Origin of the sequence: Aminipila sp. (genome assembly GCF_032051575.1) — a bacterium.
Taxonomy (GTDB): domain Bacteria; phylum Bacillota; class Clostridia; order Peptostreptococcales; family Anaerovoracaceae; genus Aminipila.
The window spans coordinates 191,125-214,394 of record NZ_DAMBYD010000005.1 but is presented as its reverse complement, the minus strand read 5'-3'; the positions used below and the strand labels follow the sequence as shown (position 1 = coordinate 214,394).

General features: G+C 34.0%; 18 protein-coding genes and 2 other RNA genes. All 20 read left to right on the top strand.

Features of this window, described 5'->3' with window-relative positions; translation table 11 throughout:
• Positions 1 to 642 (top strand): precorrin-8X methylmutase, encoded by a 642-nt coding sequence (locus tag RTW14_RS08605; RefSeq protein ID WP_312649509.1) that lies wholly within the window; start codon positions 1 to 3, stop codon positions 640 to 642.
• A 166-nt stretch (positions 643 to 808) separates the two neighbouring features.
• Positions 809 to 1,756: a catalase gene (locus RTW14_RS08600; protein ID WP_312649506.1), complete on the top strand. Its 948-nt coding sequence runs from the start codon at positions 809 to 811 to the stop codon at positions 1,754 to 1,756.
• Between the two features lie 4 nt (positions 1,757 to 1,760).
• Positions 1,761 to 1,946: a catalase-related domain-containing protein gene (locus tag RTW14_RS08595; protein ID WP_312649504.1), complete on the top strand. Its 186-nt coding sequence runs from the start codon at positions 1,761 to 1,763 to the stop codon at positions 1,944 to 1,946.
• A 170-nt stretch (positions 1,947 to 2,116) separates the two neighbouring features.
• Positions 2,117 to 2,740 carry a DUF47 domain-containing protein gene (locus RTW14_RS08590; RefSeq protein ID WP_312649502.1) on the top strand — a complete coding sequence of 208 codons (624 nt, stop codon included), beginning with the start codon at positions 2,117 to 2,119 and terminating at the stop codon, positions 2,738 to 2,740.
• Positions 2,733 to 3,734 carry an inorganic phosphate transporter gene (locus RTW14_RS08585; RefSeq protein WP_312649501.1) on the top strand — a complete coding sequence of 334 codons (1,002 nt, stop codon included), beginning with the start codon at positions 2,733 to 2,735 and terminating at the stop codon, positions 3,732 to 3,734. Before RTW14_RS08590 ends, RTW14_RS08585 begins: the two co-directional genes overlap by 8 nt.
• A gap of 46 nt (positions 3,735 to 3,780) precedes the next feature.
• Positions 3,781 to 4,791, top strand: a complete 1,011-nt coding sequence (locus RTW14_RS08580) for a deoxyguanosinetriphosphate triphosphohydrolase (protein ID WP_312649499.1) — start codon at positions 3,781 to 3,783, stop codon at positions 4,789 to 4,791.
• A 105-nt stretch (positions 4,792 to 4,896) separates the two neighbouring features.
• On the top strand, positions 4,897 to 6,657 hold the full coding sequence (gene dnaG, locus RTW14_RS08575) for a DNA primase (protein WP_312649497.1): 1,761 nt from the start codon (positions 4,897 to 4,899) through the stop codon (positions 6,655 to 6,657).
• Positions 6,658 to 7,800, top strand: coding sequence for an RNA polymerase sigma factor RpoD (gene rpoD, locus RTW14_RS08570; protein ID WP_312649495.1), 1,143 nt, complete (start codon positions 6,658 to 6,660; stop codon positions 7,798 to 7,800).
• A 32-nt stretch (positions 7,801 to 7,832) separates the two neighbouring features.
• Positions 7,833 to 8,600 (top strand): tRNA (adenine(22)-N(1))-methyltransferase, encoded by a 768-nt coding sequence (locus tag RTW14_RS08565; protein WP_312649493.1) that lies wholly within the window; start codon positions 7,833 to 7,835, stop codon positions 8,598 to 8,600.
• Between the two features lies 1 nt (position 8,601).
• On the top strand, positions 8,602 to 9,393 hold the full coding sequence (locus RTW14_RS08560) for a Nif3-like dinuclear metal center hexameric protein (RefSeq protein WP_312649491.1): 792 nt from the start codon (positions 8,602 to 8,604) through the stop codon (positions 9,391 to 9,393).
• 28 nt (positions 9,394 to 9,421) lie between these two features.
• Positions 9,422 to 9,765: RNase P RNA component class A (rnpB, locus tag RTW14_RS08555), an RNA gene on the top strand.
• A gap of 309 nt (positions 9,766 to 10,074) precedes the next feature.
• The gene (locus RTW14_RS08550) at positions 10,075 to 11,661 is read left to right on the top strand and encodes a ClC family H(+)/Cl(-) exchange transporter (RefSeq protein WP_312649488.1); all 1,587 of its coding nucleotides are present in this window, start codon (positions 10,075 to 10,077) and stop codon (positions 11,659 to 11,661) included.
• A 156-nt stretch (positions 11,662 to 11,817) separates the two neighbouring features.
• Positions 11,818 to 13,020: an MFS transporter gene (locus tag RTW14_RS08545; RefSeq protein ID WP_312649486.1), complete on the top strand. Its 1,203-nt coding sequence runs from the start codon at positions 11,818 to 11,820 to the stop codon at positions 13,018 to 13,020.
• Positions 13,021 to 13,228: 208 nt separating this feature from the next.
• Positions 13,229 to 14,575: an MATE family efflux transporter gene (locus RTW14_RS08540; RefSeq protein ID WP_312649484.1), complete on the top strand. Its 1,347-nt coding sequence runs from the start codon at positions 13,229 to 13,231 to the stop codon at positions 14,573 to 14,575.
• A gap of 8 nt (positions 14,576 to 14,583) precedes the next feature.
• Positions 14,584 to 15,162: a hypothetical protein gene (locus RTW14_RS08535; protein WP_312649482.1), complete on the top strand. Its 579-nt coding sequence runs from the start codon at positions 14,584 to 14,586 to the stop codon at positions 15,160 to 15,162.
• Positions 15,163 to 15,269: 107 nt separating this feature from the next.
• On the top strand, positions 15,270 to 19,517 hold the full coding sequence (locus RTW14_RS08530; protein WP_312649480.1) for an acyl-CoA dehydratase activase-related protein: 4,248 nt from the start codon (positions 15,270 to 15,272) through the stop codon (positions 19,515 to 19,517).
• Between the two features lie 39 nt (positions 19,518 to 19,556).
• The gene (locus tag RTW14_RS08525) at positions 19,557 to 20,288 is read left to right on the top strand and encodes a YebC/PmpR family DNA-binding transcriptional regulator (protein ID WP_312649478.1); all 732 of its coding nucleotides are present in this window, start codon (positions 19,557 to 19,559) and stop codon (positions 20,286 to 20,288) included.
• Between the two features lie 598 nt (positions 20,289 to 20,886).
• Complete coding sequence (locus tag RTW14_RS08520; protein ID WP_312649476.1) at positions 20,887 to 21,864, top strand: zinc ribbon domain-containing protein; 978 nt, start codon at positions 20,887 to 20,889, stop codon at positions 21,862 to 21,864.
• A gap of 81 nt (positions 21,865 to 21,945) precedes the next feature.
• A non-coding RNA gene (gene ssrS / locus RTW14_RS08515) (6S RNA) lies at positions 21,946 to 22,123 on the top strand.
• A 48-nt stretch (positions 22,124 to 22,171) separates the two neighbouring features.
• Positions 22,172 to 22,999 carry a formate/nitrite transporter family protein gene (locus RTW14_RS08510; protein WP_312649473.1) on the top strand — a complete coding sequence of 276 codons (828 nt, stop codon included), beginning with the start codon at positions 22,172 to 22,174 and terminating at the stop codon, positions 22,997 to 22,999.
• Positions 23,000 to 23,270: the final 271 nt, after the last annotated feature.

Below are 23,270 nucleotides of genomic sequence, written 5' to 3'. Positions count from 1 at the left end.
ATGAAGATAGAATTACAAAAAGTATTACCAGCTGATATAGAAAAACGTAGTTTTGAAATCATTACAGAAGAACTAGGAGACAGAAAGATACCTGAAGATTTAGCACCTATAGTAAAGAGGGTTATTCACACTTCAGCTGACTTTGATTATTATGATAACATGCAGTTCTCTGAAGGTGTTGTAATTAAGATAGCGGAGGCTATCCGCCGTGGTGCTTGTATAGTTACTGATACGCAGATGGCTAAATCAGGAATCAATAAAAAGCTTTTAAAGACTTTTGGTGGTGAGGTGTTCTGCTATATGTCGGATGAAGATGTGGCAAAAACAGCAAAAGAAAATGGAACAACCAGAGCGACTGCTTCTATGGATAAAGCCTCTTTATTAGAAAGGCCTATAATTTTTGCAATTGGCAATGCACCTACAGCACTGGTGCGTTTATATGAACTATTTAGCGAGGAAAAAGTAATCCCCGAGGCAGTAATTGGCGTTCCTGTTGGATTTGTAAATGTAGTAGAATCTAAAGAATTAATCATGTCATCCCAGATGCCATACATTGTAGCAGCAGGCAGGAAGGGCGGCAGTAATGTAGCAGCTGCAATCTGCAATGCAGTACTATATATGATGCGTGATGGCAAGTTGTAATTTGCTTCGCAAATTGGGATAGGTCATTTTACGATAAAACTCTATGAACTAGAGTTCATGATTTTTCAGCATCTGACCTTCCATCAATTTACTTCATAAATTGGGATAGGTCATTATAAACAAAATAGGGTCTGCTGCATATACTATTACATAATGGGGTGGTATTGTGACAGATTTTCTTTTATTCAATAAACTGGCTGAAATGAACAGGGAAATGACGCCAGAACGGTTATTTCATGAAAAAGGTGTAGGGGCTTATGGCGAATTTAATCTTTATATGCCATTTTCCGACTACACAAAAGCAGATTTTTTAAATAAAATGGAAGGCTCTACGGAAGTTTTTGTTCGATTTTCCAGAGCGCTTGGACGAAGGGGCTCGGCAGAAACTGCTAGAGATATAAGAGGCATGTCTGTAAAGTTTTTTACAGAAGGTGGAGACTATGATTTATTATGTCAGAACATGCCTATCTTTTTCATAAACGAAGCTGGAAAATTTTCAGATTTATATCATGCGTTACGTCCAGAAAATGGTTTGTCTCATGATAGACAGAGGTTTTGGGAATTTATGGCCAATAATCCAGAATCTTTTCATTTGATTATGTGGCTTTTTACCAATAAAGGGACTATAAAAAGTTATAGATATATGGAGTCATACAGCGTGAATACATACGTATGGCGAAATCAAGACGACAAGACTTTTTATGTAAGATATCAGTGGCTGCCACTTATGGGGAATAAAAATATTTCAGCTCAAGAAGCAGAGTTCTTAGCAGGATATGATCCTGATGCTTTAACCAATGATTTATATAATGCTATTGAAGGCGAGATTTACCCTGAATATGAGTTATCAGTACAACTTATTCCAGAAAATGCTGCAAAAGAATTTCATTTTGATATTTTAAATAAAACTATAATATGGCCTGAACGTGCATGCCCTCATATCAAAGTGGGAAAACTTACTTTAAATCGGTTACCATCAGATTTCCATGATGAAGTTGAAATGTGTTATTTCAGTCCATCAAATATTGTGCCAGGAATAGAAATACCAAATGATGAACTTTTAGCTCTTATGTGTTTTGCTCATGACGATGGGTGGAGAAATAGAAGGAGGTAATGTAATGGAAATGGTATACCAGCAGGCAAATGAAAGTCTTAAATCTTTTAGTACAGCAGATAAAGAAGCATTAATTTATAATTTGGTAGAAAGTTTAATGTTTATTAGTGATGATGTTCAGGAAAAAGTTATTGAATGTTTGAAGCTTATAAATGAAGAACTTGGAAATACCATTCAAAAACAATTATGAATTTTATAAAAAAGATATAAATAAGGCCTTATTAGGCCTAATTTACATGTTTTTTACAGTTATTTAACATTGCCTTAACAGAAACTACACTTTTTAGCGTATAATTAAGATAGAGATAAATTTTATATGTTTGTAATAAATTTAACTATTATAATGAAAGTGAGGAAATCATGCTTACAGCAAAGAGGAAAGAGGATATTTTTTATAAATTATTTATAGAGTATGCCGAAAAAATTGTAAAAGCTGGAGAATCTTTTGTGGATTTAGTAAAAAACTATGAGGAGGTTGAGGACAAAGTATCTTCTATAAAGGTTTTAGAAACAGAATGTGACATGGAAGCTCATAAAATCCTTAAAGCTTTAAACGGTTCATTTGTTACCCCTTTTGACAGAGAAGACATCTATTCTGTTACAAGGGAAATGGATGACATTGTAGATTCATTAGAAGAAGTTGCTAACAGATTTTTAGTTTTTAATGTACATGCTGTCAAACCTGAAGCTGTATATATGGCAGATTTGATTATGCAGAGCATAAGAGAATTAGATGTATTATTTAAACATCTTTCAGAAATGAAAAAAAATCAAATTGTAAGAGAACAGATTATTGAGGTTAACAGAATAGAAAACGAAGGTGATGTAATCTACAGAAAAGCATTGGCTAAACTATTTAGAGAAGAAAAAGATCCTATTGAATTAATAAAGTGGAAACACTTATTTGAAGAGCTAGAAGCAAGCCTTGACTCTTGTGAAAATGTAGCAAATATCATGGAAGGTGTGGTAATGAAATATGCTTAGTGGGCTTAGTGGCATACTAATATGTGTTATAGTGTTTTCATTAATATTTGAGTTTATTAATGGGTTCCACGACACGGCAAATGCAATTGCAACTTCTGTATATACAAGAGCCTTAACAGCGAAAGAAGCTATTCTGCTTGCAGCTATCATGAATTTTTGTGGTGCATTAGTAAGTGAAAAAGTTGCACTAACGATCTCTAAAGGGTTAGTAAATATTGAGTTAGAACAATACGTTATACTGTCTGCTTTAATAGGGGCTATTATCTGGAACCTTATAACTTGGTGGAAAGGAATTCCAAGTAGCTCGTCACATGCATTGATTGGTGGATTATTAGGTGCAACTATTGTTTATACATCATCTTTACAACATGTTGTTTGGTCTGGTGTTTTGGAAAAAGTAATTATTCCATTATTCACTTCTCCAATTATAGGGTTTTTATTTGGATTCCTATTTATGAAATTTATTTTTATTGCTTTTGTAAATTGGTCTCAAGGAAGGGTTAATAAATTATTCTTAAAGTTACAGATTTTATCAGCGGCACTTATTGCATATTCTCATGGAAATAATGATGCTCAAAAAACAATGGGTATTATGACCCTTGCATTAATAACTGGAGGCGTTTTAGATAGCAACAGCGGAATTCCACTCTGGGTAAAATTGGCTTGTGCGACAACAATGGCCTTTGGTACTTCAATTGGAGGCTGGAAAATTATGAAAACTATGGGTGGTGGTGTAACTAAACTACAGCCTGCCAGTGGATTTGCCGCACAAACAGGTGCAGCACTAGTTATTGAAACTATGTCAGCTTTTGGTGCTCCTGTTAGTACAACCCAAGTTATTACTACTGCTATTATGGGTGCAGGCAGTGTTAAAAGAAAATCAGCTGTCAAATGGGGCATTGCAGAAAGCATTGTAACTGCATGGATTGTAACATTGCCAATTACCATGTGTTTAGGTGGGATTGCAGCCTTTATAATAGGAAAATTTTTATAATTTTAATGAGAAATCATAAAGTTTTTTGTAAGTAAGTGGGTGTGATATGATTACAAGAGAAGATTTAGAAAAAAAAGAATATGAGAACTTATCGTCTTTTGCTGCTAAGTCAGCGGAGTCCAGAGGAAGGGCGTTACAAGAACAAAAGTGCCAGGTGCGTACAGAGTTTCAAAGGGATAGAGATAGAATCGTTCATTCTAAGTCTTTTAGGCGGCTTATGCATAAGACTCAGGTTTTTCTTGCGCCTGAAGGAGACCATTTTAGAACTAGATTAACGCATACATTAGAGGTCTCTCAGATTGCGAGAACAATTGCAAGAGGATTAGGCTTAAATGAGGATTTAACAGAAGCTATAGCTCTAGGACATGATTTAGGACATACGCCTTTTGGACATAGTGGAGAGACAATTTTAAACAATTTACATCCAGGTGGATTTAAGCATAACATTCAAAGCTTAAGAGTTGTAGAAGTACTAGAAGGCAGTAAAGGCAGATTTGGAATGAATCTTACGGCTGAAGTTAAAGATGGAATTGTAAATCATACTGGTCCAGTCAGACCATTTACATTAGAAGGACAAATTGTTAAATTTAGTGATAGAATTGCCTATATAAATCATGACATTGATGATGCAATCAGAAGTGGGGTTATAAAGCTTGATGATTTACCTCAGGATTGCATTGATGTTCTAGGAAGTTCCCATAGAGCGAGAATCAATAAGCTAGTAATGGATATAATAATTAACAGTGATAATAAACAGATAATCGCCATGGGAGATAGCTGCCAAGAACATATGGATAAGCTGAGAAACTATATGTTTGAAAATGTCTATCACAATGAAAAGGTAAAAAGACATGAGGATTTACATAGAGTGGAGACAATTATAAGTTCCTTGTATGATTATTATCTAGACCACCCTGAACTGCTGCCTGCGGAAAGGCAGGAAATGATTGAAGAGTACGGAGTTGCAGAAATAGTCAAAGATCATGTTGCAGGAATGACGGATAGATATGCTTTAAACATATATAATGAAATATTTATTCCTAAAGGATGGAAATAAGCTAATTAGTAAAAAAAAACAGCAAAAAAATAAAAAATAAAAAAGGATTTGCTTAAATATGTCGTATATATAACTATGCAGTATCTTTAATAGACGGTGATTGATTTGAGTAATTCTTTTAATGACAATTTAACAGAAGAGATAAAAAGCAGGTGTAACATAGTTGATGTTATTGGACAAGTTGTTTCATTGAAACGAATGGGAAGCAATTTTAAAGGAGTTTGTCCGTTTCACAATGAAAAGACGCCTTCTTTTGTTGTTTCTGAAACAAAACAGATTTTTACTTGTTTTGGATGCGGAGCTACTGGAGATGTTTTTGAATTTGTGAAGAAATATTATAATCTAGATTTTCCGGGGACAGTTGAGAAGTTAGCTAAGGAATATGGCGTTGAGTATGTGAATAACTATAAAGAAGATGGAAAAAAAGAATTATACTATCAAATAAACAGAGAAGCAGCTACATATTTTTTAAAGGCTTTCTGTCAAAGTTCGAATCCAGGCTTAACTTATATGTTAAAAAGAGGAATTGAGCCTAACACGTTAAAAAAATTTGGCATAGGATATGCCGATGGAGATTGGGACAGCCTTTATAAATATTTTATGTCAAAAAACATTGATGTTAAAATATTAAAAGAACTTGGACTTGTTTCAGAATCCAAGGGAAGATTTTATGATAAGTTTAGAAACCGAGTAATATTTCCGATTATAAATACAAGAGGTAAAGTCATTGGTTTTGGAGGAAGAGCAATAGATGACTCATCTCCCAAATATTTAAACTCACCTGAAAGTACAGTATTTATGAAAAAAAACAATTTATATGGTTTAAATCTGAGCAGACAGGATATAAGTAAAGAGAATTGTGCAATTTTGGTAGAGGGTTATATGGATGTGATATCCTTGTATCAAAGTGGTATTAGGAATGTTAGTGCATCCCTAGGAACGGCCTTGACGGAAAATCAGGCTAAAATGCTGAGAAGATATACAAAAAATATTGTTTTATCTTATGATGCTGATAGCGCAGGTCAGGCAGCAGCCCTTAGAGGTATTGATATCTTATTTAAGGAGGGGTGTAAGCCAAAGGTATTGCATGTTACTGATGGAAAAGATCCGGATGAGTTTGTAAAAAAACATGGGAAGGATGCTTTCAAAGAATTGGTAGATAAGTCTTTAGGTTTTGTAGATTATAAAATTTCAGTACTACGTAAAAAATATAATTTAGATTCCTATGAAGAAAGTATTGACTTTTTAAAGGATGCAGCGGATGTTTTAAGGAATTTAAGCCCTATAGAAGCTGATATTCATATAAAAAAACTAGCTTCTGAAATTAAAATCTCAGAAAATGCAATAAGACTAGAAATAAATGGCAATAATACACAGGAACAACAGATAATTCACAATCACTTTGATGATAAAGAAGAAAAAAAGATAAAAGAAATCAATTCTTCAATGTTATTGGTTGAGAAGAATCTTATTAAACTTATGATTACTGATTACGAATACTTTAAAATTATTTCACAATTTGAATATGCTTTTAAATCCAGTTATGGGGAAAAGCTTTTTTCAGTAGTAAGTTCACTTTATAAAGAAGAGAAAGAACTCGATGTTATGAAACTGCAGGATTCTTTGGAAACAGATGAAATGATAGTACTATCAGATATTATTGATAATGTACAGCTGGCAGACAAAGAAGAACAGATTTTGCAGGAAAGTTTAAATAAAATTGAAGTAGAAGACTTAAAAGAAAAAGAAAATTCATTGTTGATGAGACTTTCTATGGCCGATGAAGAAGAAAATCAGGAAATGATAAAATTATTAACAGAAGAACTAATGAATTTGCAAAAAAGGAAAATGGAAAGGGGTAAATAAATGAGCTTTGAAGAAGGAAACGCTATGGAAAAAAAGGACTATGTTCAAGACCTTGCGGAAAAAGCAAAAGCTAAAGGGTCAATATCTTTTAGGGAAGTTGCAGACTATTTAGAAGGTATAGACTTAAATAAGGATCAAATGGATGAAATTTACGATTCACTTACTGCTATGGGAATAGAAATAATATCGGAGGTTGATCCTGATGAATTTGAGCTTCTTTCTATAGAACAAGATGAAAATGATGATGTTGATATAATCTCAGTATCTGATGATTCTAGTGAAATTGATTTAGAAGCTACTTTGCCTAAAGGAATTGCGGTAGATGATCCGGTAAGAATGTATTTAAAGGAGATAGGCAAAGTCCCACTACTTTCAGCTGATGAAGAAATTGAACTTGCTAAAAGAATGGAGCAAGGTGATGATGAAGCAAAAAAGAGACTTTGCGAAGCGAACTTAAGGCTAGTTGTAAGTATTGCAAAACGTTATGTAGGAAGAGGTATGCTTTTCCTTGACCTTATTCAGGAAGGGAATCTTGGATTAATTAAAGCTGTAGATAAGTTTGACTGGAGAAAAGGATATAAATTCAGTACTTATGCTACTTGGTGGATTAGACAGGCAATTACAAGGTCTATTGCGGATCAGGCAAGAACAATACGTATTCCCGTCCACATGGTTGAAACGATTAATAAGTTGATTCGTATATCAAGACAATTGCTTCAGGAATATGGCAGAGAACCTTCTCCAGAAGAAATTGCAAAAGAAATGGATATTTCCGAGGAAAAGGTTCGAGAAATCTTAAAGATTGCTCAAGAGCCGGTATCACTTGAAACCCCTATTGGTGAAGAAGAGGATAGTCATCTTGGAGATTTTATCCCAGATGAGGATGTTCCAGCACCTGCTGAAGCAGCAGCTTTTTCTATGCTGAAAGAACAACTTGTGGAAGTACTTGATACTTTAACTGAAAGAGAGCAAAAAGTTTTAAAATTACGTTTTGGTCTTGAAGATGGTAGAGCAAGAACTCTTGAAGAAGTAGGAAAGAGATTTGATGTTACAAGAGAAAGAATCAGACAGATTGAGGCAAAAGCTTTAAGAAAACTTAGACATCCTTCAAGAAGTAAAAAGTTAAAGGATTATTTAGAATAAATTAGTAAAGAAGGCAGATTAGAGGTAATAGGATGATTAAACTATCAGACAGATTACAAATGATTGCTGACCTTATAAAAAATGGACAAACCGTGGCTGATGTTGGTACTGACCACGGTTTTTTGCCTATTTTTTTATGGGAAAGCAAAAAAAGTCCAAAGGTAATATTGGCGGATATAAGCAACGGCTCACTTCAAAAAGCAATTGATAATGTTCAGATGCAGAATTATAACGAAGAAATTGTAAAAAAATATTTTGACTTTAGGTTAGGAAATGGTATTCAGATTCTAGAAAATGGTGAAGTAGATGTTGTAGTTATAGCTGGTATGGGCGGCGTCTTAATGACCGAAATATTAGGTCAAGATTTGGTGAAAACTAAGAGTTTAAACAAAATAATTTTGCAGCCAAGAAACGGTCAGGGTAAGCTTAGATGGTGGTTGTTAAACAATGGATTTAACATAAAAGAAGAAAAAATAGTAAGAGAAGGCAAGTTTATTTGCGAGATTATAGGTGCTGAACCAATAAATAATGATCCTAATCTTATAGAATTGCCAAAAGATGAAGAAAAAGAGCTAAAAAAACAATCAGAAGACATAGAATGTGAGGTTCCAGAATCAATACTTATAAGTAATGGAGCTTTAGCCCTTGAATTTATAGAAAAAAAGTTAGAGGTTGAATTGAATGTCTTTGAAAATATAAAAAAAGCAACCTTGATGGACTACGAAAAAGTTTGCCTATCGGAAACTCGTATCAAATATCTTCAGAGTTTATTGAACAAATATGAGAAAAGAGGTGACTAATATGGGAATTTTCAAATTTGAACTTATGGAAACAATGGAAAAGATTGCACCAATACAGTTGGCAGAGACTTGGGATAATTGTGGAATGCAGATAAATTTAGAATCTAAACAAATTAATAAAATTCTTGTAACCCTTGAAATTACAAAAGAAATTGTAAATGAAGCAAAAATTTTAGGTGTTGATTTTATTGTTACACATCATCCATTGTATTTTTCTTCCTTTAAGAATGTTGACCATAATAAAATTACAGGCAAGTACACCATAGACTTAATCCAACAAGGAATTTCAGTTTTTTCTGCACATACAAACTTTGATAAAGTACAATTTGGAAATAATTTTTATTTAGCACAGCTTCTAAATTTAAAAAAAATCAAGCATTTTCAAGAGTTTGGTGATAATTATATTGGAGTACTTGGTGAATTACCAAAAGAGATGAAGCTAAAAGACCTCATTAGTGATTTAAAAAATATTTTAAATTTGCAGACCAATGAAATTAAAGTAATAGGAAATTTAGAAAATGTGATTAGTAAAATCGGACTTTGCACAGGTGCCGGCATTGATATGATTGACATAGCAGCAGTAAATAGATGCCAGCTTTTTATAACAGGTGATGTTAAATATCATGATGCCATTAAGGCAAAAGAAATGGGTATGAATGTTATAGATGCAGGACATTATGGAACAGAGAAGATATTTGTACCTAATATGGCTAAACTGTTGAAAGATGTATTGGGAGATAAGGTTGAAATCTTTGAATCTGAAGTCAATATAAATCCATTTGACTTTTTATAGTCATATGATATAATACTAGAGCATGTTTTGGGTAAGCCAGACAGTCGCGTGCTTATGCACGAGGAAAGTCCGGGCTCCATAGGGCAAGAGTGCCAGATAACGTCTGGCGTAGGTAACTATAGGGAAAGTGCAACAGAAACATTCCGCCGAAACAGTTAGGCTGTGGTAAGGTTGAAATGGTGAGGTAAGAGCTCACCGGCGTTATGGAGACATAACGGCCGTGTAAACCCCACTCGGAGCAAGACCAAATAGGGCACAAAAGGCGGCGGCCCGTCGCTGCCCGGTAGGTAGGTCGCTTGAGCGTATCAGTAATGGTACGCCTAGATAGATGATTGTTTAATACAGAACCCGGCTTATAGACTTGCCCAAAACATATGATTTAAAACAATTGAAATTCTAACATTTTTAACATCTAACCTCTATATAATGGACAAGGCTTTTCACACTAAATTGGGTGGAACTTGTACACGATATGGAGGTTTTTGTGTTATAAAATGTTTATTTTGGTTTAGATTTACAAATAGTAAGAAGTCATTATTTGTAAATTATTGCAAATAAATATGAATTTCTTGTTTTAGCCTTTCTGATTTATGTTATTATATAACAAGACGTAAAATTATATTTTTTAATAAATTAAATATGAAATAAAAGTAATTATTTATCTAGTAACGGGGAAATAAAATGGCAGTAAAGAACAAACATAATACTGAGAATACGTTATTTCATTGGAATAGCTTTAGATTAAAGCTTGTATGGGAAGGAATGGGCGTAGGTATTATTACAGGCCTATTAATTGTATTATACCGATATGCACTTGAGTTATCAGGTGAATTTTTAACTGAAGTTTATGAAACTTTAACAGTAAAACCTATACTTATTTTACCTTGGATTGTAGCTTTGATAATTATTGGATATATTGTAGGTTTAGCGGTTAAATATGAGCCCATGATCAGCGGAAGTGGAATACCCCAGGTAGAAGGAGTTCTGCTTAGAAAGCTTAATATGACATGGTGGAAAGTTATAATTGGTAAGTTTGTTGGAGGGGTTCTTTCAATAGGTTTAGGGCTTTCCTTGGGGAGAGAAGGCCCGTCAGTTCAATTAGGTGCAGCTGTTGGTCAAGGATTTAGTGGAGTTTTTAAACGAGTAAAAGTTGAAGAAAAATACCTTATAACAAGTGGAGCTAGCGCTGGATTGTCAGCGGCCTTTGGTGCACCTTTAGCAGGTGTCATGTTTGCATTGGAGGAGGTACATAAGAATTTTTCACCTTTAGTTATGATTTCAGCTTTATCAGCGGCTTTATCTGCTGATTTTGTAGCTAGTGGCTTCTTTGGCTTAAAACCAGTCTTTACACTTAAAAATCTGGAAATATTACCGCTAAGATTATATTTTTATATAATTATTTTAGGTGTTTTATTAGGTCTTTTAGGGGTGGTATTTAATAAGATGCTTCTAAAAACTCAGAAGCTATACGCAGCTCAAGCCTGGCTGCCAAAAGAAATGAGAATAATAGTTCCTTTACTTCTTTCAGTTTTTCTTGGATTTTGGTTGCCGCAAGTTTTAGGCGGTGGTCATAATCTTATTACTTCTTTAATTTCAGAACATTTTGCTTTAACATTTTTATTTATTTTAATTGTTGTGAAGTTTATATTTACTATGTTTTGTTATGGCTCAGGAGCACCTGGAGGGATTTTCCTTCCGTTACTTGCTATTGGTGCTTTGATAGGGAATATCTATGGCCTAACATTAGTACATTTTGTGAACTTTGATAGTATATATGTAAACAATTTTATAATTCTTGCAATGGCAGGATATTTTACAGCTGTAGTCAGGGCCCCTATAACAGGAACTATTCTGATTACTGAAATGACTGGGTCTTTTAGCCATTTGCTTTCTTTAGCTATAGTATCTATCGTTGCGTATTTGGTTGCAGATTTATTGGGTTCAAAGCCTATATATGAATCATTACTTGAAAACCTGCTACACAATCAGGGAGAAAAAAAATCTATGGGTAATCAGAGAAATAAGGCTATATTGGAATATGCAGTTTGCATGGGATCAGAACTTGATGGTAAGAAAATAAAAGAAGTAAAATGGCCTTCATATTGCCTATTGGTCGCCGTTAAGCGAGGGGAGCAGGAGATACTTCCAAATGGCGATACAGTTATCTTTCCAGGCGACTATTTAATCATACTTACTAATGAAGATAAGGTGTCTAAAATGAATGATAGCCTGGCACCAATGACAGCAAGTAAAGAAGATTTTAGATAGTATTGTATAGGTATAATCAGCTGTGTTTGTTGAACAAAACTTGATTACTGGTTAAAAATTGTCTAAAGGGTTTTGTTGATGATAACTATGAAATTATTGATTTGTTTGAGGGCAGCCAGTTGAGTGATTTTGTAATATCAGAGAGGAATTAAACGAATGAAGAAACTATTAAATATTGAATATGCGTCGATACACGGAACGTATTGGATGTATTATGGTGTAATATGCAGCTTTGCCTCGGTGTTTCTTTTAGAAAAAAATTATTCAAATTCTGAGATTGGAATTATACTGGCTGTTGGAAATGTTTTAGCCGTTTTCCTGCAGCCTGTAACAGCAGATTTGGCAGACAGGTCAAAGAAAATATCATTAATTGGAATCAGTCAGCTTATGACTTTATTTTTAATGATGATGACCTTTGGGTTGTTTGTTTTAGAACGAAAATCTTTAGCTCTTTCTGTCATATTTATATTGTGCGTAGCATGGCTGACGGTTTTGCAACCATTATTTAATTCACTGAACTTTAAACTCCAAGAATGCGGTATACATATCAATTTTGGAATAGCAAGAAGCATGGGATCCCTTGGATATTCATTTTTATGTGCCGTACTAGGCACTTTAGTTGAAGAATATGGTGTTAAGGCTTTACCCCTTACAGGAGAAGTGGTGCTGATTTTATTACTTTTAAGTCTTGCATTGACTAAAATGCATTTTAAGAGTGCCCAAAAATCAAATATAACATTAGTAGAGCATACACTAAATTATAAAGATTTACAAAGTGATGTAGAAATAAATCTTATTGAATTTGTAAAGAGAAATAAAATATTCATGATTTTAAATGTGGGGGTTTTAGGAGTATTTTTCAGTAATTCCGTGCTGAACAGTTTTATGATGCAAATTGTTACTAGTGTAGGCGGTAATAGTGAAGATATGGGAAGAATTTTTGCAGTAATGGCATTTTTAGAAATACCTACTATGTTCTGTTTTGAATGGTTCCGAAAAAAGTTTACCTGTCAGTTCATGCTGAAAGTGGCTTCTATATGCTTTGCTCTTAAAATTGGAATGTGCTATTTGGCACAATCAGTGGCTATGATATTTGCAGCACAATTTCTTCAATTATTTTCATTTGCTCTATTCCTTCCTGCAATGGTTCATTTTATAGATGAGATTATGAATCGTGGAGAGGCTGTAAAGGGTCAGGCTCTGTTCACTATGACCATTACTGCAACAACAGTCATTTCCAGCATGCTAGGAGGCTTTATACTAGATATAAGTGGAGCAGCTCTTTTAAATATGACTGCAACAGTTGTTACGGCTTTAGGTGCATTGATAATAATGTTTACAGTTGATAAAGTACAATGACTTACTTAGAAAAAAGTTGACAGAACAGCAATTGATGGTATAATATCTAAAGGTTAACGCAAATTGTTTACTATAAAGTAAAAGTTTTGCCAAAACATTATTAACCCGGAACATTAATTAATATGTTTAACTAATAGGGAACGATTTATCGTTCCCTATAAATATTGCACTAAAAAAGTGTGGCTAAAGAAAAACAAGGAGTGGCTTTATGACAGAAGAAAATAAAATGGGAACCATGCCAATTGGAAGGCTTATGTTGACTATGTCCTGGCCTGCGATGCTTTCAATGCTGATACAGGCTTTATATAATGTAGTGGATAGTATATTTGTAGCTATGATAAGTGAATCTGCGCTTACAGCGGTTACTCTTATATTCCCTATACAGATGTTACTTATATCAGTGGCAATTGGAACTGGCGTGGGAGTTAATTCTCTTATAGCAAGAAGGTTAGGTGCAAAAAGACTTGAAGAAGCAGATTTAGCTGCCAGCCATGGTTTTAGAATTGCATTTATAAACTGGATTGTGTTTGCGGTATTTGGAATGTTATTTTCACATACATATATGGCAGCATATTCAAACTCACCATACATAGTAGAAAATGGTGCTTTGTATCTTATGATAATTACATTTTTTTCATTATTTGTGTTTATACAGGTAAACACAGAAAAAGTTTTACAGGCGACAGGCAATATGCTTATGCCTATGCTTTGCAGCTTGTCGGGTGCCATAATAAATATAGTGTTTGACCCTTTACTGATATTTGGTATTGGCATTTTCCCTGAGATGGGTGTTGTAGGTGCGGCTGTTGCAACTATATTTGGTCAATTCGTATCTATGTGCTTTGGTTTAACTTTACTATTTAAGCATAAACATCAGGTTACAGTTAAGATTAAAGGGTTTAAGTTTAACTGGGAAACCGTTAAAGATATATACAATGTAGCATTTCCAGCAATGCTAATGCAGTCAATTGGCTCTGTAATGCTTTTCTGCATAAATGGGATCCTGTCATTTTCCCAAACTGCAGTTGCTGTACTTGGAAGTTACTTTAGATTGCAATCCTTTATATTTATGCCTGTGTTTGGATTAAATCAGGGAGCTATGCCTATTATGGGATATAATTTTGGGGCACGAAATAAAGAAAGGCTAATGAAAGCATATAAAGTTGGAATCATGATTGCAATGGCTATTATGTCAATAGGAACAATTATATTTTTAGCCTTCCCAGTACAGCTTTTAAAGTTATTCAGCGCATCTGATTATATGCTGGAAATAGGTGTACCAGCACTTCGTATTATTTGTTTATGTTTTATTCCAGCTGCTTTTGGAATTTTAACATCAACAATATTTCAGGCTACAGGACACGGAATATTAAGTATGTGGCAGGCCTTAATCAGACAATTAATTGGTATAGTTCCGCTGGTGTGGGTATTAATAAAAATAGGAGGGCTTTCACTGGTATGGTGGGCTTGGCCTTTGGCAGAAATTTTAGGGATTATATATTCAGTAATATTTGTAAAGAGACTTTATAAAAATGAAATAGAACCATTAGGATAAGGGAGAATATGAAAAGTATTATTAAGAAAAAAACTTATAGGGCAATATATCGATTACTTGATATGGTATCACCAATACAAGGGGACTGTGGAAAACTTTGTAATGCTGCCTGCTGCACTTGTGGTGGAGATAGTATGGACCAAGATGGCCTTGACTATGATTTGGGTATTTATCTGCTTCCAGGTGAAGAAAAGCTGTTTACAATGAAAGAGGATTGGCTAAAATGGAGTGTCGAATATGCAGAAGACTACGATTTTCCAGATTCATGGTTTGGAAAGGTATATTTTGTCAGATGTAAGACACCACCTGTCTGCCCTAGAGAAGCTAGACCACTACAATGTAGATTTTTCCCATTAGCCCCTCACTTTTCTGAGGAAGGAAAATTACAATTAATATTGTCTACTTCAGAATTACCCTATTCTTGTCCATTGATTTCTGAAAAGATAGAACTAAACAAAAAGTTTATAAAAGCAACGTATACTGTATGGAAGCACCTAGTTAAAGACACATTGATTTTTGATTTAGTAGAAATGGACTCAAATGACAGGGAGTCAATGAATATAAAATATGAAGTGATTTATCAATGATAGAGTATATATTTGATAAAATTTGTTGGTTTTTATTCTGCTATATTTGTGATATAATACATCTTTAATATAGGGTAAAACCAAACAACGTGGAGGGCATTATTTATATGAAATTAGGTATTGATGTTGGCTCAACTACAGTCAAAATTATCCTTTTGGATAAAAATAATAATATCTTGTTTAAGAAATATGAACGACATATGTCTAATATTTTTGAAAAGGTTTCAAATTTAATAGGAGAACTTCACCATAAATATGGGGATACAGAAGTACATATGACTATTACAGGTTCGGGAGGATTAGCACTTTCTCAACTTTTAAATATTCCCTTTGAGCAAGAGGTTGTTGCTTGCAGTAAAGCTGTTGAAACAATGATTCCTGACACTGACGTTGCTATTGAACTGGGTGGCGAAGATGCCAAAATAACTTTTTACGGTGCTACTATTGAGCAGAGAATGAACGGAACCTGCGCAGGTGGTACAGGTTCCTTTATTGACCAAATGGCAGTATTATTAAATACTGATGCAGGTGGGCTTAATGAGGCTGCCAAGAATCATACTTTAATTTATCCCATTGCTGCGAGATGTGGTGTTTTTGCTAAAACTGATATACAGCCTTTAATTAACGAAGGTGCAAGTGTAGCAGATCTTTCTGCATCCATTTTTCAGGCAGTAGTTAATCAGACTATTAGTGGGCTGGCTTGTGGCAGGACTATTAAAGGAAATATAGCCTTCTTAGGTGGGCCGCTTTCGTTTTTATCAGAGCTTAGAACTAGATTTATTGAAACATTACAGCTAAAACCAGAAAATGTGATTTTCCCAGAAGATTCACAGTATTTTGTTGCTATTGGAGCTGCTCTGATTGCTGAGAAATATGAAGTTAAGAATATTGATGAAATATTTCATGCATTAATAAAAGTTGATGCATCGGCGTTATCCGAAACAAAGCTGACTAACCCATTATTTAAAGACTTAAATGATTATAATGAATTCATACAAAGACATGACAGAGATCGAATCAAACGTAAAGATATAAAAAAAGCTAAGGGAAACATATTTTTAGGGATTGATGCGGGTTCAACAACAACAAAAGCAGCATTAATAGATAGTGAAAATAATCTTTTATATTCTTTTTATAGAAATAATGAGGGTAGACCTTTAGAAGCAACTATGGCAATGCTTAAAGAATTGTATAGTCTTTTACCAGAAAATATGCCAATTTCCAATGCTACAGCAACAGGTTATGGGGAAGGACTTATTCGAGCAGCTTTTAAAGTTGACTTAGGGGAAATAGAGACTATAGCACATTACAAAGCAGCAGAATCTTTTTTGCCAGGTGTAGAATTTATTTTAGACATTGGCGGGCAGGATATGAAATGCATGAAAATAAGGGACGGTTCTATATATAATATCATGCTTAATGAAGCATGTTCTTCTGGTTGCGGCTCGTTTATTGAAACGTATGCTAAATCTGTTAACATGGATGTAAAGGCTTTTGCCAAAGAGGCTATTTTTGCCAAAGCGCCAGTAGATTTAGGTACCAGATGTACAGTATTCATGAATTCAAAGGTAAAACAATCGCAAAAGGAAGGTGCAACTATTGGTGACATTTCAGCAGGACTTTCTTATTCAGTTATTAAAAATGCACTTTATAAAGTGATTAAACTTAGAAATACAGATGAAGCTGGTGAAAAGATAGTCGTTCAGGGTGGCACTTTTCTAAATGATGCAATTCTTAGGAGCATAGAGAAAATTTTAGGGAAGGAAGTTGTAAGACCAGATATATCAGGTATTATGGGAGCTTACGGCGCTGCGCTTATTGCTAAAGAACATTATGTAAAAGGAACAGAATCTTCCATTATTAAACTTGAAGATATGGAACTTTTTACAGTCAGAAATACTCATACTAGATGTAACGGCTGTGAAAATCAGTGCTTACTCACTATAAATAAATTTAATAGTGGAGCCAAGTTTATCACGGGAAATAGATGCGATAAGGGAGCAGGTAAAGAGCGAAGTGCAAATGAGCTTCCTAATCTATATGAATATAAATATAAAAGACTCTTTGCATATGAGCCCATTGCAGATATGTATGCAAAACGTGGAGTTGTTGGAATTCCAAGAGTACTTAACATGTATGAGAATTATCCGTTTTGGTTTACTTTCTTTACAAGTTTAGGATTCAGGGTAGTTCTTTCGCCTCCATCTTCAAAAACTATGTATGAACATGGAATGGATACGATTTCTTCTGATACAGCATGTTATCCTGCCAAAATGGTTCACGGTCATATAAAATGGCTGGTAGAGCAGGGAGTCAAATGGATATTTTATCCTAGTATTAACTATGAAATAAACGAAGATGAAACGGCTCCTAATCACTATAACTGCCCAATTGTTGCTACATATCCTGAAGTAATAGGCAAAAATATGGACGAAATATTTGAAGAGCATGATGTGACTTTTACACATCCATTTTTACCTTATGATGATGACCAAAGTTTAATTAGAGAACTGCATAATATACTAAAACATTTAAGAGTTACTTATGCAGAAGTTGTAAAAGCTGTAAAAAAAGGTAGAAAAGAAAATAAAACATTTAAGGATGATATAAAGAAACAAGGGGCCCTTGCCATAAGATATGCTAAAAAAAATAGTAAAAAATGTATCGTCTTATCGGGCAGACCATACCATTTAGATCCTGAAATAAATCACGGAATTGATAAATTAATTTCATCTTTTGATATGATTGTGTTAACAGAGGATTCGATTGCACATCTGGCAAAGCTAAACAGGCCGCTTAGAGTGTTGGATCAATGGATGTATCATTCAAGACTTTATAAAGCAGCTTTAGTAGCAAGCAAAGATGATGATATTGAGCTTGTGCAGTTAAATTCTTTCGGATGTGGGCTTGATGCTGTAACAACAGATCAAGTAGAGGAAATCATGAAAAACAGTAATAATATGTATACTGTTTTAAAAATTGATGAAGGCTCAAATTTGGGTGCAGCAAAAATACGAATACGTTCCCTTAAAGCAGCCATTGAAGAAAGAGAAAAGAGCAATATAAGGCATATTGATTGTGAAAGTAAGTTTGTCAGAAAAGTATTTACTAAAGAAATGCGTAAGGATTATACAATACTAATTCCACAGATGTCTCCAATTCATTTTCACTTTATAGCACCCGCTTTAGAGAAGTGTGGATATAATGTTCGATTGCTTCCTTCCGTTGATAAAAATGCAGTAGATGAAGGCTTAAGATATATTAATAATGATGCTTGTTATCCAACTATTGTTACATTAGGTCAAATTATTTCGGAATTAAAATCCGGTAAATATGATCTAAATAAAACGGCAGTATTCATGTCTCAGACAGGTGGTGGATGCAGAGCAAGTAACTATGTGGCATTATTACGTAAAGCTTTAATAGACTTAAAAATGGAACAGGTACCTGTAATATCTTTCAATATGGTGGGGCTTGAAAAAAATAGTGGTTTTAAGTTAACCATGCCCATGATTAAGAGGATTTTACTGGGTGCTATATATGGTGACACGCTAATGCGTATGCTCTATTCAACTAGACCTTATGAAGAAGTGCCTGGCTCTGCAGATAATCTTTATGAAAAATGGTCACATGTTATTTATAAAAATATAAGAAATGGCAGTATTATGTCCTTCAAACACATAATAAAACAGATCGTGTATGATTTTGATAATTTACCACTTCAGGATATAAAAAAGCCAAAAGTTGGTGTAGTAGGCGAAATTCTGGTTAAATATCATCCTACTGCCAATAATGACATTGTTCGTATTATTGAGAACGAAGGCGGAGAAGCAGTCGTTCTTGATTTAATTGACTTTTTCTTATATGGTATGCATAGTAAAGAATTTAATTTTAAACATTTAGCTGGCAAATACAGTACTATGGTGGCAAATCAGTTAGCAATAAAGTTAATTGAAAAGCTTAGAGAGCCAGCAAGATGTGCATTAAACCAAAGCAAACGGTTTAGGGGTCCAAACTATATTGAAGAAACTGCTCAAAAAGCCCAACAACTAATTTCTTTAGGAAATCAATGTGGAGAAGGCTGGCTTCTTACTGGGGAAATGATGGAGCTTATTGATAGCGGTGTCAATAATATTATATGCCTTCAGCCTTTTGGCTGCCTTCCTAACCATGTGACTGGAAAGGGAATGATGAAAGCATTAAGAAAATATAATAACCATGCCAATATTGTAGCCGTGGATTACGATCCAGGGGCCAGTGAGGTTAACCAATTAAACCGAATTAAACTTATGATGGCCACTGCGTATAAAAATATGGAAAAGTCGGATTGCAATTCAGGTGAAAAAGTAGTATAATGGCTGAGTCGAAATTTAAAGAAGTTAGGAGGTGTCTCCATGGGAAGACACGGTACAATCGCAGGACGTAAATCAGCACAAGATTCAAAAAGAGCTGCGGTATTTACAAAATACTCTAGGGCTATTACAGTAGCAGCTAAGAACGGTGGAGATCCAGAATACAATGCGTCACTGAAAGTGGCAATAGAAAAAGCTAAAGGCATTAATCTGCCAAATGATACTATTAACAGAGCTATCAAAAAGGGAACTGGAGAACTTGAAGGTGAAACTTATGAAGAATTAAGTTTTGAAGGATACGGTGTAGCAGGAGTTGCTGTTATAGTTGAAGCGTTAACTGATAACAAGAACAGAACTACCGCAGCAGTAAGATCAACTTTTGATAAATATGGTGGAAACCTTGGAGCACCAGGGTGCGTATCATATATGTTTGCTAGAAAAGGTGTCATTATCATCGAAAATACTGGTGATATAAATGAAGATGCTCTTATGGAAGCTGCTCTTGAAGCTGGAGCAGAGGATATGATTGTTCATGAAGATTCTTTTGAAATCCAAACTGAACCAGCTGCATATACAGATGTACATAGTGCATTGACAGCAGCAGGCTATGAATTGATTGAATCAGATATTGAATATGTGCCTTCCATGGAAAGTGCCCCTACAGATGAACATGATATCAAAAAACTTAAGAAGATGATTGACATATTAGAAGATAACGATGACGTTCAGAAAGTTCACCACAATTGTTCACTTGATTTAGAAGAATTTGAATAATTGGAATTTCAAATGATTTAATTGTTTGTAGCAATATGGAATAATTATGTTTATACACCCCTTATTGATTAGGTTATTCCTATACGGTAAGGGGTTTTTACTAGGTAAAATATAATTAATAAATTAGTAATTGAGGAGTTATGCAATTTCCTCAATTAGAGTTAAAATATTTTGATTGAAAATAAAGATAGCATATCATTAAAACATAGTTGACTAATAGCTAGAAACTACATATAATGAAATTAATAAAAGGATTACCACTTTTGCAATGGTGGTCAGTCCAAAAACAAAGTTCAAAGAAAGCCATCTAAAATGCTAATTTAGGTGGCTGTGCTATTTTTTGTGCATTATTAATGTAATGCAAATGGAAATAATTCCAACAATCACAAGAGAATAGGCAAAAAGCCCTTCATATGTAACCATAGCATCACCCCCTTTATAAGGAAGTGACTAACCACCCAATGGTAATCCTATAGATATTATATCATTACTTGGTCTATATAACAATGAAGGAGAAGACTCTAATAATCATTGTTTAATCAAATGACTTAAGGTATAATAATTTTATACGTTTTTTACGGGGTTAGGGGGAATCATTATGCGTTGCGTTCATTGTGGAAAAGAAGTAAGAAATAACATCATATTTTGTACTCATTGTGGCAGACCTGTTAAGCTTGAATACAGTCATTATGCTTGCGAATTTTATGAAAGTCTTTCCGTTTGGGATAAATTTATAAGCATTTTTAGTAGGTTTTCTACATACCTCCCCAAATATAAGCAAGATGTTACTTTAACAAGAACGACTAGAATAAATAAAAGTCTAAAAGATACCATAAAGAAAAAAGGAAGTACGCTAAAAGAATTATATGATAATTATACTCAAGAAGGTTCAGGGCAGACTAAAGAGAATACGATAAGTGAAAATATAAATACATCAGATACATATACTAATCAAGACCCAGAATATTTAGGCTTGAAAGATATAAAAAAAGTAAAGGATTCTGCAGAAAAAGTTTTTCGGCAATTCTCTAATTCTTCTAAAGAAGAGAAGACCAGTATAATTAAAATTGCAGGATTAATTATAACGATTGTTTTAGCTCTTATAACAACATTTGTTAACACATCTAGTCATGACGATTATAGTTATGTGGAAACTAATGAAGCATATGAAGAAACAGCAGATTATAGTTTCCCAGAGACTCCTATTGTTTATAGTTCTCTTGTAGAGAATATAGATAGCTGTCCTTTGGGAAGTGAGAGTCTGATTACAAGTTATCTGAGAATGCTCTACGATGATACATATCAGATGCAATGGTATGATGAATCTTTATATAGTTTAAAAGATTTCCAACCATATATATCACAGATCGAGCAAATTGAAACGGATTATGACAACAATGAGAATTATTTTATTTATGATCAGCTTATAACCATAAAGAATTTATGGCAGGAACTGATACAACCTATATACGAAAACCGTGACCAGTTTGATCAAGAGCAAATTGAGGATAACTTATATCAATTTTCTTCAGAGCTGGATAAGGTTTGTAATTATTATTTAAAAGATGATTTTTAATTGTTTTTCCAAAAGATACTAGTCTATACCTATTGCAAAATCTGAATGAAATAGTATAATAAACATATAATATTAATGCAAGAAATCCTGAAGTGTTTGTTAAGGTATTATAATTCAACCTACACTGTGACCTTGGGAATCCGAGTCTTTGCAGCTTATGTCAAGCCTCCTTAGCAGTGGAAGACAGAAGCGGAAGCAGGATACCCCCCTATCTACTGATAGGGTGTGAATTATAACCTGACGGCATGTCGGGATTTTTATTAAGTTAAAATTTTGTATACTGTATTTTACAAATGGAGGAAAAAGAATGAAGCCGTTAAAACCCGCTGAGATACTTGATTACACCATAGAAACCGGAGTGGCAAAATCAGGTGGACGTTTTTTTAAGCTATTATTTTTAAGTATTATGGCAGGAGCATTTATTGCTTTTGCGGCAGAAGGCTCAAACATGGCCGCCTTCAATTTATTTTATCAGCCCACCACGTATGGATTAGGAAAAGTTTTAGCTGGTGCTATTTTTGGGACAGGTCTTATGTTGGTTGTCCTTTGTGGTGGTGAATTGTTTACGGGAAATACTTTAATTCTTGCAGCTGTATGCGAGAAAAGAGTAAAGGTCACTACCATGCTTCGAAATTGGGTTATAGTATACATAGGAAATCTAATCGGTTCATTATTAATAGCATATATGATGTATCAGTCAGGTTTGTTCTCCAGCGGAGCAGATGTACTTGGTGCAGTTACTTTAAAAATTGCTGCATATAAAACGGGATTGAGTTTTATGCAGGCATTTTATTTAGGCATTATGTGTAACTGGCTTGTTTGTTTAGCTGTATGGCTGTCATATGGAGCAGACACAATGGCAGGAAAAATATTAGGCATATTTTTTCCAATATGGTTATTTATAACTTCGGGATTTGAACATAGTGTGGCAAATATGTATTACATACCAGCTGGTATCATGGCAAAGGCTAATGAAAGCTTTGTTGAATTATCACACATTTCCGCGGAAGCTTTAAACCAGCTTACATGGAGTGGATTTTTCATAGATAACCTGATTCCGGTAACACTGGGCAATATAGTTGGTGGCGGTATTTTTGTCGGCATAGCATATTGGTTTGTTTATAAAAAAGCATAGATTACTTAATAATGTCCATTTTGAGAATTAAATTGTTTTATTCCCAAAATGGGCATTAATATTTTCATTAAAGTTCACACAGAATAGCTGAATCTTAATTTTTAGAGTGTATTGACATTGTAATAAAAAGCATGGTAATATATATCTAAAGTTAGCTTAAGCTAACTTTAGAATTGCTTAATTCTAAAAAAGAGAGTTTTTTCTAATAATAATGTGATAATATATACTACAATAGTGCATTCCCATTTTATTGGATCGAGACAAGGAGAAC

Coding starts and splice junctions, on each gene's coding strand:
- RTW14_RS08605 (WP_312649509.1), top strand. CDS start 1: ATGAAGATAGAATTACAAAAAGTATTACCAGCTGATATAGAAAAACGT.
- RTW14_RS08595 (WP_312649504.1), top strand. CDS start 1,761: ATGGAAATGGTATACCAGCAGGCAAATGAAAGTCTTAAATCTTTTAGT.
- RTW14_RS08590 (WP_312649502.1), top strand. CDS start 2,117: ATGCTTACAGCAAAGAGGAAAGAGGATATTTTTTATAAATTATTTATA.
- RTW14_RS08585 (WP_312649501.1), top strand. CDS start 2,733: ATGCTTAGTGGGCTTAGTGGCATACTAATATGTGTTATAGTGTTTTCA.
- RTW14_RS08580 (WP_312649499.1), top strand. CDS start 3,781: ATGATTACAAGAGAAGATTTAGAAAAAAAAGAATATGAGAACTTATCG.
- rpoD (WP_312649495.1), top strand. CDS start 6,658: ATGAGCTTTGAAGAAGGAAACGCTATGGAAAAAAAGGACTATGTTCAA.
- RTW14_RS08565 (WP_312649493.1), top strand. CDS start 7,833: ATGATTAAACTATCAGACAGATTACAAATGATTGCTGACCTTATAAAA.
- RTW14_RS08560 (WP_312649491.1), top strand. CDS start 8,602: ATGGGAATTTTCAAATTTGAACTTATGGAAACAATGGAAAAGATTGCA.
- RTW14_RS08550 (WP_312649488.1), top strand. CDS start 10,075: ATGGCAGTAAAGAACAAACATAATACTGAGAATACGTTATTTCATTGG.
- RTW14_RS08545 (WP_312649486.1), top strand. CDS start 11,818: ATGAAGAAACTATTAAATATTGAATATGCGTCGATACACGGAACGTAT.
- RTW14_RS08540 (WP_312649484.1), top strand. CDS start 13,229: ATGACAGAAGAAAATAAAATGGGAACCATGCCAATTGGAAGGCTTATG.
- RTW14_RS08535 (WP_312649482.1), top strand. CDS start 14,584: ATGAAAAGTATTATTAAGAAAAAAACTTATAGGGCAATATATCGATTA.
- RTW14_RS08530 (WP_312649480.1), top strand. CDS start 15,270: ATGAAATTAGGTATTGATGTTGGCTCAACTACAGTCAAAATTATCCTT.
- RTW14_RS08525 (WP_312649478.1), top strand. CDS start 19,557: ATGGGAAGACACGGTACAATCGCAGGACGTAAATCAGCACAAGATTCA.
- RTW14_RS08520 (WP_312649476.1), top strand. CDS start 20,887: ATGCGTTGCGTTCATTGTGGAAAAGAAGTAAGAAATAACATCATATTT.
- RTW14_RS08510 (WP_312649473.1), top strand. CDS start 22,172: ATGAAGCCGTTAAAACCCGCTGAGATACTTGATTACACCATAGAAACC.